13 protein-coding genes and 5 pseudogenes are annotated in these 12,862 nt (G+C 33.4%); 8 read left to right on the top strand and 10 right to left on the bottom strand.

Features of this window, described 5'->3' with window-relative positions; translation table 11 throughout:
* Positions 1-29: 29 nt before the first annotated feature.
* Positions 30-317, top strand: a pseudogene (locus tag BM350_RS23680) (IS6 family transposase); the annotation flags it as partial.
* On the top strand, positions 301-1,332 hold the full coding sequence (locus tag BM350_RS23675; protein WP_244548070.1) for a DUF1998 domain-containing protein: 1,032 nt from the start codon (positions 301-303) through the stop codon (positions 1,330-1,332). The pseudogene BM350_RS23680 and the gene BM350_RS23675, both read left to right, overlap by 17 nt.
* Positions 1,333-1,590: 258 nt before the next feature.
* Here the strand turns inward: BM350_RS23675 and BM350_RS23670 are convergent, their stop codons facing one another.
* Entirely contained in the window at positions 1,591-1,938 is a 348-nt protein-coding gene (locus BM350_RS23670) for a YolD-like family protein (RefSeq protein ID WP_090919553.1), read from the bottom strand.
* Positions 1,935-3,199, bottom strand: a pseudogene (locus BM350_RS23665) (Y-family DNA polymerase). The gene BM350_RS23670 and the pseudogene BM350_RS23665 overlap by 4 nt, the downstream one beginning before the upstream one ends.
* Positions 3,200-3,418: 219 nt before the next feature.
* Between BM350_RS23665 and BM350_RS27745 the strand changes: the two are divergent.
* The 6 genes from BM350_RS27745 (at position 3,419) to BM350_RS23640 (ending at position 7,535) form a co-directional block, all read left to right on the top strand.
* Entirely contained in the window at positions 3,419-3,793 is a 375-nt protein-coding gene (locus BM350_RS27745) for a hypothetical protein (protein ID WP_244548069.1), read from the top strand.
* Positions 3,794-3,981: 188 nt separating this feature from the next.
* A complete protein-coding gene (locus BM350_RS28110; protein WP_348272217.1) occupies positions 3,982-5,133 on the top strand; it encodes a polysaccharide deacetylase family protein in 1,152 nt (383 codons plus the stop codon).
* Between the two features lie 6 nt (positions 5,134-5,139).
* The gene (locus tag BM350_RS28105) at positions 5,140-5,355 is read left to right on the top strand and encodes a polysaccharide deacetylase family protein (protein WP_348272216.1); all 216 of its coding nucleotides are present in this window, start codon (positions 5,140-5,142) and stop codon (positions 5,353-5,355) included.
* Positions 5,356-5,480: 125 nt separating this feature from the next.
* A complete protein-coding gene (locus BM350_RS23650; protein WP_090919556.1) occupies positions 5,481-5,945 on the top strand; it encodes a DUF2691 family protein in 465 nt (154 codons plus the stop codon).
* Between the two features lie 184 nt (positions 5,946-6,129).
* On the top strand, positions 6,130-6,936 hold the full coding sequence (locus BM350_RS23645; RefSeq protein WP_090919559.1) for a YwqG family protein: 807 nt from the start codon (positions 6,130-6,132) through the stop codon (positions 6,934-6,936).
* 110 nt (positions 6,937-7,046) lie between these two features.
* Positions 7,047-7,535 carry a hypothetical protein gene (locus BM350_RS23640; protein ID WP_090919576.1) on the top strand — a complete coding sequence of 163 codons (489 nt, stop codon included), beginning with the start codon at positions 7,047-7,049 and terminating at the stop codon, positions 7,533-7,535.
* 290 nt (positions 7,536-7,825) lie between these two features.
* On the opposite strand, the pseudogene BM350_RS28100 reads toward BM350_RS23640, so the two are convergent.
* From BM350_RS28100 to BM350_RS28095, 8 genes and pseudogenes are all read right to left on the bottom strand, one after another.
* Positions 7,826-8,013 (bottom strand): annotated as a pseudogene (locus BM350_RS28100) (hypothetical protein).
* A 370-nt stretch (positions 8,014-8,383) separates the two neighbouring features.
* The gene (locus tag BM350_RS23630; protein ID WP_244548068.1) at positions 8,384-8,611 is read right to left on the bottom strand and encodes a hypothetical protein; all 228 of its coding nucleotides are present in this window, start codon (positions 8,609-8,611) and stop codon (positions 8,384-8,386) included.
* A 72-nt stretch (positions 8,612-8,683) separates the two neighbouring features.
* A complete protein-coding gene (locus BM350_RS23625) occupies positions 8,684-9,037 on the bottom strand; it encodes a YolD-like family protein (RefSeq protein ID WP_090919565.1) in 354 nt (117 codons plus the stop codon).
* A 167-nt stretch (positions 9,038-9,204) separates the two neighbouring features.
* Positions 9,205-9,396, bottom strand: a pseudogene (locus BM350_RS27120) (hypothetical protein); the annotation flags it as partial.
* Positions 9,397-9,624: 228 nt separating this feature from the next.
* Entirely contained in the window at positions 9,625-10,614 is a 990-nt protein-coding gene (locus tag BM350_RS23615; protein WP_090919568.1) for a hypothetical protein, read from the bottom strand.
* A gap of 278 nt (positions 10,615-10,892) precedes the next feature.
* The gene (locus tag BM350_RS23610; protein WP_090920642.1) at positions 10,893-11,309 is read right to left on the bottom strand and encodes a hypothetical protein; all 417 of its coding nucleotides are present in this window, start codon (positions 11,307-11,309) and stop codon (positions 10,893-10,895) included.
* Between the two features lie 46 nt (positions 11,310-11,355).
* Positions 11,356-12,054: a DUF1963 domain-containing protein gene (locus tag BM350_RS23605; protein ID WP_090920639.1), complete on the bottom strand. Its 699-nt coding sequence runs from the start codon at positions 12,052-12,054 to the stop codon at positions 11,356-11,358.
* A gap of 415 nt (positions 12,055-12,469) precedes the next feature.
* Positions 12,470-12,656 (bottom strand): annotated as a pseudogene (locus tag BM350_RS28095) (hypothetical protein).
* Positions 12,657-12,862 lie beyond the last annotated feature (206 nt).

Genomic DNA, 12,862 nt, shown 5'->3' with positions numbered 1-12,862 from the left:
TCTAGAAAAAAGAGTAAGGAGAAACACAAATGCGATATTTTAAAGGAAAACAGTTCAAGAAAGATATTATTTTGGTAGCCGTCGGCTACTATTGTCGTTTTTCTTTAAGTTATCGTGATGTCTCTGAAATTTTAAAAGAACGTGGAATCTCAGTTCACCCAACAACTATCATGCGCTGGGTTCATGAATACGGAAACCTTCTCTAGCAAATTTGGAAGAAGAAAAATAAAAGAGTACAACTATCTTGGAAATTGGATGAGACCTATATAAAAGTCAAAGGAGAATGGCGTTACCTGTATCGTGCAATTGATAAAGAATGTTACAGATAATCTTGAAGATAAGATTAAGATAGTAAAAAAGTTATGTCCGCCTGAAATACAAGAATATAGTCAATCAGACATTGAGCTTGCTATTCTTTATCTTGAAGGGGGATTAGAGGGTAAACAATCCTCTGAACAAATAAACCCTAGAAATGCAGAAACTGAGTTAAGGAAAAAAGAGTTTAAAACGCTTTTACAAGAAATCGACACTAAAAACTTAAAGGTGAAAAAAGAATGGAATTGTGAACAGGTAATTGAAGACAATATAGCTACTTATTTTAATCTTATTAATAGAGTTACAAAATTAAAAGAAACAATTGCTTTAACAGGATTTAATAGACTTACTACAAATGAAGATGCAGCAGGGCAAAATGAAATATCAAAAGGGAAAAAGTTATTATTTAAAGAACCCGATTTGCCAAATAATAATTGGCTGCTAGCTTATAAAGTTTATGGTGAGGGAATTTTCTTTACCATAAATTTAGAGAAGTTGATGTTGTGGGAACAAAGAACAGATGTTTCAAAATACTTTAATAGATTGCTTACACGTGTTGAAAAACGAGGATCAGCCGTTGATGATTCTTTAATAAATCCTAGAAATGTTCTGCTTCATAATCTATCCCACATCATAATTGACGAACTTGCTTTAACTTGCGGTTACAATTCTGCTTCACTCCGTGAACGTCTATATTTTAATGATAATCAATGCGGAATATTGATTTATACATCATCAGGAGATATTGACGGAACATTTGGAGGACTTGTTAGAATGGGGAAGCAAGAGAATTTCTTCTCAATAGTCTATAAGGCCATAGATAAGGCAAGATGGTGCAGTTCTGATTCAGTTTGTTCGGAGATTGGAAAATCTTCTGGTCAAGGTGTCAATAATCTTAATGGTGCAGCATGCCATAGTTGTGCCTATCTTCCTGAAACTTCATGTGAGTTAGGAAATCTCTTTTTAGATAGAACTTTGCTGATTGATCCTAATATTGGTTTCTTTAATAATGATTAATTAGAATTAAATTTAACAAAATACAGTATGTAATAGAGTCCATTGAAAAAGTCTATATAGTTTAGAGAAGCAAAGGCTTCCTCGATTCCATTGAGGAAGCCTTTGACATTTATACGTACTTGATTTCACTGATAATTCACTAGGGAAAACCACTATAAAACGAAAAATATGAACACTAATACGTATATTCGAAAGAAACTATGTATCATATTACAGCTACTGATACGTATATACACCTAAAATAGTCATTAATAGATCCTAATCAACACTTACAATATCATCAAATTTTAAACGTAATGTAAACCCAAACAAGTCTTGAAAAAACACCATTCTTGTTTGGCGTGCAATCACTTTTGTAACGACTGTCTCATGTAGAATCTGTCCGTTTTGGTAATAAGAAATCATAATTGTTTTTTGTAATTTCATTGATTCAAGTAGTTCTCTTTCGATTTCTTCTTTGGCATCTTGTGTAAGAATAGGGCGTGGTATTTTTGTGTGTTCTTCAACAATTTGTTTTATACCAGCAAATTGCTCTGGCATTGACGCAAACGGCTGCCACTTCACCATGCCACGACCTTTCATTTTCGGTACTCCTGTATTGTTCATGCTTTATGCCCTCCAATAAGCGTATTTCTGTATCTTCCTGTTGCGGCAGAAGTATAGGACACATCTCTTAAAATGCTATTCTTACTAAACCGTGTTCGTATTTCATCCATCGTTCTGGCTAGTATAATTTCTCTTTCTCTTATTCGTATGTCATCAAAAAGACTAATTTGTTCTTCACCCTCGTTCACTAAATTAGTTAGTGCAATGCTTATTGTACGAATCGGTTCCCCCTGTATGGAGCTGCTTTAAAAACATGAAACAAACACGGTATATATCTAAAGTTAAATTTGTAGGTCGTTCTAATGTACAAGTTTTTTGAATCCACCTGGATAGTCTTTGCTGTAGCTGATGGAAAATTGTATAGTCCTTGATAATTTTCTTTTTTGCCTTAATCTATAACAAACTTCTTCGGTATGTTCTAAGAGGACTGGCTGAACTTCATCTGTTTTATAATCTCGCATGAGTATTTGACTTTTACCGATTGAAGTCTCATTCGGTATATATTTTTCAGAAATGAGACTAAAATCAATGCCATTACTATGTAAATGAAGTTCTTCTCCAATGATACCGAATGATTCCTTTAGGTACTTGATAGGGTAATGGGCCAAATTACGGATTGTATGGATACCTTTTCGATTAAACTTTGCTTCGGTTTTACTCGATGTTCCCCAAAATTTGCTGAGTGGATGGATTGGCCATAGTTTTTCCGGTACATCTTCATAACTCCAATATGCAATCCCGTCAGTGTTTTTTTTCGCTTCCACATCAAGAACAACTTTACTCATTAATAAATTAGGACCAATTCCAATTGTGCTATCAATACGTGTCTTTTGATATATTTCTTTTTTGAACTTCATAGCAAATTCGTATGGATTTTGTGCGAATAGATGTAAACTTGCCGTAACGTCCATAAAGAATTCATCAATGCTATATTGATGAAAATCCTCAAAGGCGACGTATTGTAGAGCTAATGTTGTTATGTAATTCGAACACCTTATATAAGTCTCCATTTGTGGATTGACAATAAGTACGTCGTACCGTCGTGGAATCTCATATAACCAACTCACCTTTTTAACTCCTATTTTTTTAGAGGAGGGGTTGCAGCTAACACAATTGACCCTTGCCTATTCGCATCGCCAACAACAGCTAGTTTTGTACGTAAGGGATCGAAACCCATTTTGATGCAGGAAACGCTAGCGTAAAAACTTCGTAAATCCACACATAAGATCTTCCGTTTTGGTAAAAGAGAATAGTCATACAAAGCAATCACTCCTAATAATGAGAACATTTGTCCTTGTTATATACGAACAAACGTTCTTTCGGAAGGGGTATTTTATTAATTTTCCACATGGAAATATATAAAAAGTAAATTTAACCATCATTAATGGGAAATTTATACTCTATTTACATTTCGTTAACTTTAAAGTGCTAAAATTTTACATGTAATAGAGGGACGAATTACAGTAAAGGAGAGAAGAAAATGAAGCAGTTGGCGAAGTATAAAGTATCCGTATCAGAAGGACAGGAGTTAATATTGCATATTGCAGAAGTGAAGCGTGGTCATAATACATATTATTTCGAAATTAATAAAGCGATTGATTACATTTCGGTATATTTTATTGATGGGGTAAAGCGTAGATTCTTAATTGCTAGTGTCGAGAAAATGCTCACATCTATACCTAATGAGATAGAACGGAAGCGGTATCGGAATATCATAGGTGATGCGCGTTGGTTATTGCTAGATGGAATACATGATTTTCGTGGTATGACGAAAGAAGAGCAAGCAGCGTTTCTTTATTTGAAAGAAAACGTATTAAATACCATGGAAATGGAGTTAGAGAAAGTAAATATATAAGCGTAAAGTAAAACCGTCTGCAAGGGCGGTTGCTTTTTTGTTGTTGATTTTAATTTATGTAGCCAGTTTTTCTCTGCAACGTAAAGCATCAGTAGAAGTCATTATGAATACAAAAGAAAACAATTCCAATGTACCTGACCTAATGTATTCAGTTGGTTCATAATTAACAAGGTGAAATATGGGGGGGAATGTTTGCGTCATACAAGTTCAAGAAACCAGTAGCTCGCTCTCTATCTATTGGAAGTTTAATTGTCTTCTTACTTCTTACAGGAATTTATTTGTATTTTCTTCATACAGGATCGGAAAAAGTATGGCTTGAATCCATTCGCTATCTCGGTGTTTTCGGGATATTGTTAGGTATTATGATTCAAACGGTTGTCAATGTAATACCTGTGCCTGGCGAATTTGTTTCTCTTTTTCTTATAGAAATATACGGTGCAGTTGCAGGGGGATTCTATTCATGGATTGGCGGGATCTTAGGAGCAGTCCTTGCATATTATCTATCCGATTGGCTCGCTCGTTCAATCATTGAATCATTGACTAATCCTTACTTGATAAAAATAGATCGTTGGCTACAAAAACAAGGAGATACAGGGCTTTTGATTCTGCGTTTTGTACCGTTGGTTCCTTATCATTTCATAAACTATACGGCAGGTATATTGGGAGTAAATAGAAGGGTTTTTATATGGACGACCGCCTTAGGGATATTGCCTTATACTATATCGGTAAGCAGCCCATTTGCAGGGGTACGTTATGGAAGATTTCTTCCTTTTATACTTGGCGGCGGACCTTTTATCTTGTCTTTTATTTTCAGCATTGTCCTACGAAAAAAATGCAAGAACAGAAATTATAGAGAGGGGAGAGTGCAGGAAATGGTTAAGGTTATTTTACTGGTGTTGTTTTTACTAGCATTATACTGGCTTGTTCCATATATTCTTACTGCCGGTTTTGGTATCGGAGTGTTAAAAAGGAAAGATTCTTCTGCAAAAATTGCTTTTACTTTTGATGACGGTTCAAACTCTATTTATACTCCGCAGCTATTGGACTTGTTAAAAATAAATAATATGAAAGCGACATTTTTTGTCGTTGGTTCTAAAGCGGAACAATATCCTGAGTTAATTGAAAGAATACGAGCAGAGGGACATTTAATAGGAATTCATAATTACGTGCACAAGTCCAACTGGATTATGGACCATTGGATGATAAGGAGGCATTTAAGGAAGAGTGCTTCAATCATTGAAAACATTACTGGGGAACGTCCCATCTATTACCGTCCGCCATGGGGACTATTAAACGTATCCGATTTTTTTCTAATGAAAAAGTACAAGATCATCCTATGATCGGTAATGGCAGAGGATTGGGGCAGTAAAGGCGGCAGTGAAAAAGTTAAAAAAAGACTATTACGGGATATGAAAAATGGAGATATCATCCTCTTGCATGATTGTGGAAAAACCTTTGGAGCGGATGAAGATGCTCCTATGAATACCATTCATGCATTAAAAGATGTCTTTCAAGAACTATCAAGCCGAGGTATGTCTTGTGTAAGAATTGATGAGTTGTGAGATTAGATTGAGTGGTAGACACCGATTACGATCATATGAGAAAAAAGAATGCCACGAAAAGAAAAATTGCTGCATAGCTATCAAACTGTTTCGTTTTATAATAATCTTGAGGGGGAGGCGATGTTATGAGGAGAGGAATTCGTTTTGAAGTTCCAAACGAATATGGAAGTTTGCTTGGAGAAGTGCTAAAGCCAATCGACATTACTGTTTTTAGTTGGCGAATTGGCGATGGTGAGTCATATATAGTAGAAAATGACCAATTAGGTAAAGAACTTTTCTCAGAAGATAGAGATATTATTGACGGGGCTGAACTCAAAAATCTATTGGAAGGTAATAAATATTATATGATTTTCGCTGACTTACAAGCATATTTAAAAGGTAAATTCTCCGATATTGATACCTATGAAGAGTTTATTGGAAGCAAGTGTCAACTTGTTCTGTTAGTGGTTGATTGTAGTTATGTCACGATATACTGCAAAAATAAGAAAGACCTCGAATTATTATATGACAATGCAAGAGATTGTGGGTTTGAGAATGTTGAATATATAACTGACGAAAATGATACAAGAACAAGGCTATCTGTTTGGTGATGTAAAAAGAAGAGCTTAGTCAAACCATGATATCTACAATAGCCTGAAAAAATCACCCTCACATTTTAAATAAAATCTCAATTTGTAAGCACAAACAATGCCAGCCATGTAACTACCACATAGGAAATATATGTATAAGATGTTTTGTTATGTTAACATTTAAATAAAAACAGGGGGATTCTAAATGAAAGATATAGAGTTATATATTCCTAAGCAATTAGAAAACTATAAAGAAGATATTTTAAAATCATTAAAACCAACACTAAAAATGACAGGTAAAGTAGGGACTACAGAGTTATGGGAGAGTAAAATTGGTGGAGATCCTTATTTGCTAATTGGTGAGGAACTCCCTAAAAACAAACAAGGGGAGACATTGCGTTTGCTGGCGCAAATCAATTTTGAAGATATGCCGCATATCGATAACATGCCGACACAGGGCATCTTACAATTCTTTGTAGATGCTACAGATGATTTAGTTGGGGCGGATTTCGATAATCCTACAACCCAAGAAGGGTTTAGAGTTATATATCGTCAAGATATTATCAAAGACAAAAGTAAATTGGTTACTGAGTTTAACTATGATATTGGCGAGGATGATGAAGAGTTTATTTCTCCTTTGGAAGCGAAACTTGTATTTGAAGAAAGATTACAGCCAGTTACAACTTGTGATTACCGATTCGGAAGTGAGTTCCTTGTGGGTTTTGAGGGGGAAAAAGAGGTACAAGACGGTGATAGAACGATTGAGTTATGGGAGTTATACGTTGATCATATGAGTAATATAGGACATAGGATTGGTGGGTATCCATTCTTTACACAGTATGATCCACGAGATGAGGGGAGCAAATATGATACGTTGCTTTTACAGATTGATACAGATGATGATTTAGGAATTATGTGGGGAGATTCAGGTGTTGCAAACTTTTTTATTAATAAAGATGACTTAGCTCGGTTAGACTTTTCAGATGTGTTATACAATTGGGATTGTTTCTAAGGATGGGAGAGTATGTTTGACGAAGTAGTGCATATTTTTAATACTTAATTTTGGTATTATTAGATGATGGGAATATATTGGAAATTCAATTAGAATATGGAGTGAATCGTTTGTTTACAATAGAAAATTACACAAGTTCTTTAAAAAAGGGTCTTGAAGAACATTCCGATGATCTGATTCGAAATATAAAAGAGACAATTCAGTTTAATTATTATAAGGGGATAGATTTATTAGATTTCACAGCTTTTGTTCAGGGATTTGGAATGTCCATTGTAATGTATTCCATGGACGGGGGAGCAAGTGAAGTCTTTTATGAAGGGAGCGATAGCAGTATCTTTTCAGGTAGTCACGATTTAATAGAAGATATAGAATACTATGATGGCAAATCAGATGAATTTTGGGAGTTTTATGATCAAAATGGTGAGGAACTATCTAAAATTGAAACAGAAGCCATTGTGGAATGGTTTGCTGCGTGCTGGAATAAAGCAGGTGGCACAAGCGTTAAAATGCCTGCCTACTTTAGTTTTCATGATTATGATCCATGCTTTGATTTACATAACAGTAAATGGATTACTGATGGAGACAAATGGTTCGATTAAATCCTAGAACTTGATAGGGTTATTTGTAGTATGTTCTTTACATAAAGAGGGTATAATTCTGTCAATCTACCACTATCTTTCTATCTTAGATTTCGGTTATATTGAATGATCTTTTCTGAGTTAACATAACTTCATTTATCAACAGCCTAAAGTATGTAGAAATCTAAAAACGTCCCTTCATATTGATCTAAAGGGACGTTTGCTCATACAAATGATCTGCATAACAATTCATCTTTGCAATACAGATCATTTGTATGATAATTTTTATAAATAATTGCGGAATAATGAACTTACATAAATGCTTTTAAAAGTTCTTGAACTAATGGAATTACTCCACCTAAGAATGATAAAACTGCCATTGCGATTGCCATAATATTTCCTCCTCTTTCGTAGGTGCTAAGATGTGGTTAATCCTTATGTTTTTATTATAGTAAGCGCTTACAATTTTATCAATACTTTTTAATATGCAATATTGCATATTTGGGTACGATGAACGAAATATCAAATGATACACATCAATACAATTGTAGCAAATATTATTTTTTGTGTAACTTTATATATATTGAGCCTATTCCGATAAATTTCTTTATATACATTAAAGAGGATGTTCCACACGGAAGATGGCTTATATAGTATTACACTTTATGTTAAAGGAAAATTAAAAGAACCCTGCACAAAGCAGGATTCTTTTATTAGGTATTCTGTTGGCAAATGATTTCACCACAGAAATTGAGTCCGGATCACTCGATTCCTATTTTTATGCTATAACCAGAAAATGGAATCTTGTAATACATATATGTATGAGGAGTAAACCTTTATTTACAGTTTCTATTGTTTTTACAATACATTCAATTGTCTTTCTGATTATTTTTCGGCTTCCTTACCAAACAAAATATGCTAATGATGAGTAAAATAAGAGGGATTCCCTGAATCATAAAGAATCCAATGGAAAATTCGGTAAGACCGCTTCCAGGAGCATCTGTTGCCATTGTGCCAAGAAACATAGCAGCAGGAAACGCACATACATTCAATATTAAACTAGCACACAGAAAAAATATTTTCCAAAACACTAACACAATTCCCCCTTGTAAACGAAATGAAATGATATATATTTATAATATCATATATGAAGAGAAAGGTATGAATTTTCAAACAGTTATTCCTTGCACATCAATAATGTCAATAAACTTAAAAGTCATTTTATGATAAAATGCGTCTGTACATATTACAGAGTTATTCAAAGGATCTATGCCAACTACAGTTATATAGTTTGTAAGTAGATGACCATCCTCATAATAAGTAATTAATATTTCTTCTTCTGAAAGGAATGAGCATAATAACTTGTTTTCAATTCTCTCCTTTGCATTTTTTGTTAATACTGGTCGTGGCACCTTCGTTTTTTCCTCAATAATTCTGCGGATTCCAGTAAATTGTGCTGGTATTACAGAAAACGGACTCCATTTTACCATTCCTCTATCTTTTGGCATATTTGCGTTACTCATGTTTTATTTCCTCCTAATCATGTGTTTCTATCATGTTGTGTAGTCCCTTGCATGTAATTTACACCTCTCATAATCGAATTTTTACCATCCATTGTAATTATTAATATATTTGCTGTTTGTTTCATATCTAGAGAGCAATTGTTAATAGAATATCGGTGAAAATCTTATTGTAGAGCTAATTTTGTTATGTAATTCGAACATCTTATATATGTTTCCATGGTCGGAGTGGCAGCTAACACAATTGATCCTTGTCTATTCACATCACCAACAACCACTAGTTGACGTAAAAACTTCGTAAGGTGACGGCTTGGTAATAGAGAATAGTCATACAAGGTAATTACTCCTACGAATCGGAACATTCGTTCTTATTATATACGAACTTATGTTCTTTTGGAAGGGGGATTTCATTTATTTTCCGTTTGACGATACATAAAAGTAGACTTAGTCATGTTATTGATTTTAGCAAATGCATAAAAAGAAAGAGCATATTTTGAAATATGCTCTTACACTATTAATACAAATGATTTATTTTAATAACTTATATTATGCTTTCACACCAAATAACAAACGTAAAAAGTGCTTTAGATTTATTTCTCAGGATACCGTTCTTTTACAAGTTCTTCGATGTTATTACTTTGTTTGATTTCTTCTGATGATAACCAGGCTTTATATCTTGTTCCATCTTTGTTGGTTAAACATATGGTAAATTCTTTATTGTATAGTTCCTCTTTAAGGATAGTGGTCACCTTTGTTAGATCCTCAATTAAAGGGGAATCGTTTTTAAATTCCGTACTATTAATAACTAAATTCACTTTATATCCCGGACACTTCCCATCTTTCGGATGTGAACAAGTAATACCTTTAAATACAAAACGGTCGCTTTGAACTTCTTTTAATCTGTCTACTACCTTTGTTTGAGTTTGAATCAAATATGTCCAATAACTGTCTAAAGTGTTTTTCATTGTTAGAAGCAGTTCTTCTTTCGTTATAGCTTCTTGCACATTGTAAAAAGGGAAACCTATATCTTCACCATTATGATCCTTAATTTCAAGTTCTGTTATCTTCTTATTACTCTTCTGAATGAGTTGGAATAGAGCATATAAACGATCTAATTCTGCCGATTCAAATTGACTATAATCAATCTTGTTACTTGTTTTTAAAGTTAATAACAACTCATCAGTTGGTTTTTCTTCCCTATAATCAACTATATACTGAAGTACATTTTCTTTTTCGAATTCCTCGTAGCCTAACTTTTTAATTTCTTTTAAAATTGGTCTGAATTTCTTATATTCCTCATATGTATTTTTTCCATATTGGTATTCATCACCTTTTATTCTTGAATAGAGGATACCATCTACCTCTACGCGAAATTGCATATTTTTGTTGTTTTTTGCTTGAACAGTATGGTATGTATGTCCCATATTCCCTTCATGTATAGCACCCCAATCTGTTACAACAACATCGATGCCATGTTTTTCTTTTATATATTTTTTTACCTGATCTTCATTTTCATAATTACAACCACTTAAAAATAAGAAACATACCACTAACAACATTATATTTTTCATTCTCTTCATATAACCCCTTATACCCCTTCCTTACGTAAGAAATGATCCCTAGTTGTGCAGCAAATTCAAAGTCATCTTTTCTGTATATTTTTTTAAAAAGAATAGCGTTTTTGACTCGTTATGGGTATAGATTTATCCCGCATTAACGGGCAGTAATACTCCCACCTCAAAATTCAGCAAAAACAAAGAAGTTAGGTGGGAGATAAACTGCCCGTAAAAGCCCGATTGGTTCAACTAATAATCAGTGGGGGATGAAGAAAACCCCCACTGATTAAAGTTTCACTTTATCATTTTCGTTCATACATGGTTCTGCTCACGAAAAATGTAATAGAACAAATAGCAGTCAGCCCCATATATGGCATCATCTCAATAGTAAATATGTTCGTTGTATTTGCTCCTAGTACAATCCCAAATACAAATATAATTCCTGTGCCTAGAAGGATATATAGTATTGAAGAAATGATAAAATGTAGTTTATTAGGTAAAATGATATACCTAAATAGTAACTCTCCGAGAACACATCCAAGTAAAACTAGAGGAACTCCAATGTATACAACAACAACTGTTATTTGCATTGCATTAGTAATAATATGAAAATAACCTTCTCCTCCAAAAGTCTCCTTAGTATAGTACAGTTGAAGAATATTCATTGAGATTAATAGACTGAATACAGTAAATACGAAAGACATTAAAAATTTTTTCAATAATAACCACCTCTTTTTAAAAACTCAATCACTTAATATTCTATTTCTACAAGAAATCACAATGTGCAATCCAATTATTTGTTTTACTATTTTTGGCAAAGTAAATTCCGCCGCCGTGAATAATTCCAAACTTTGCTTTTGGATCTTCTGTTATTTGAAAAATAAATTCATAATCCGCGGGCCATTGGATACCTGATTGAGCAAAGCAAGCATAACCTCCTAATTTGTGTCTGTAATGATTTTCTTCAAAAATATCCTCGTAGTAGTCAATCCCAATTGTGTTTTCAAGTTCAAAAATTCTATCTTGCATGTTATTAGGGAAATCGTCCGTATCCCATTTTGGAAACTCATCGGTTACTAATTTTGGTATTAAAGGAAAAGGTTTTAGATTGGGAAACGTAAGTGACATTTCATTTGGTACCAATTCCTCTAAAGAATCATATTCTCTAATACAAAAATTTCCTGATAAGTTGGATAAATCTTTAGCAAAGTTTGGGGAAAGAAATACTGCTATGGCTTTTATATCTTTTAATGCTTCTGGAACAAAAGGGACCTGAGTTAAATTAAGCATCATGATTGCATACATTTTGTCTTGATAACGGTCGATTGGGTACGTTTCATTTGGCAATGAATAGGGAATCTTTCCAATCCAACTTTCATTTATAGATAGATCGGGTCTTTTTCCACCTGTTTGAAAGATAGTTGCTTTTTTTCTTAGGATATTTTTTATATTATCTATTTCCAAAGTATTTCTCCTCCTAAATATATATGTAGTTGTTTCTTTTGAATGGTAATTATATTGTAACAATAATGGATGTTTTTGTTACAGCGATTCTTTTAAGAGATATTGTTAAGTGAGTTATTGATTTTCACATAGTAATCAAGGTTTTATCTTCTAAAGAATGTATTAGCGTGGAGTGTTGGTTCTATGTCGTTTGGTTATATCCATCGGGGATATTCGCAAAATAGAAATTTTATCTATTAGGGGGTTCGTAAGGGTTCTTTCTTTTTTGAGATTGTTCTATATATCTAGGAATCTAAAAAAGTCCCTTCAATACCTAAAGGGACTTTGCTCACACAAGTGATCTGTGCATCAATTCATCTTTGATATACAGATCATTTGTATGATAATTTTTATAAATAATTGCTGAATAATGAACTTACATAAATGCTTTTAAAAGCTCTTGTACGAATGGAAGTACTCCACCGATAAATTTTAAAACTGCCATTGCGATTGCCATATGATTTCCTCCTCTTTTTTTGTGTTAAGATGTGTTTCATCTTTATACCCTTATTATAGTAAGCGCTTACATTTTTATCAATACATTTTGATATGCAATATTGCATATTAGGGGGTAGAGGGAGCAATCGTGATGTGAGGTGTAAAGTAACTCACAGAAAATGTAATAATACAGTTGATTTCGTATCATGAAAGCAATTATCTTAATAGATGTTTCCGTTGCAAATCAATCTCCGAGAATGATAGGAGATTTGGTCATAAAAAACTGCACCCCAATTGTTAGTTGTGTCTAACAATTGGAGTACAGTTCATT

The sequence above is a fragment of the Bacillus sp. 103mf genome, assembly GCF_900116295.1.
Classification (GTDB): Bacteria; Bacillota; Bacilli; order Bacillales; family Bacillaceae_G; genus Bacillus_A; species Bacillus_A bruguierae.
The sequence above is the reverse complement of the archived record's forward strand: the minus strand, read 5'-3'. Positions and strand labels throughout refer to the sequence as shown.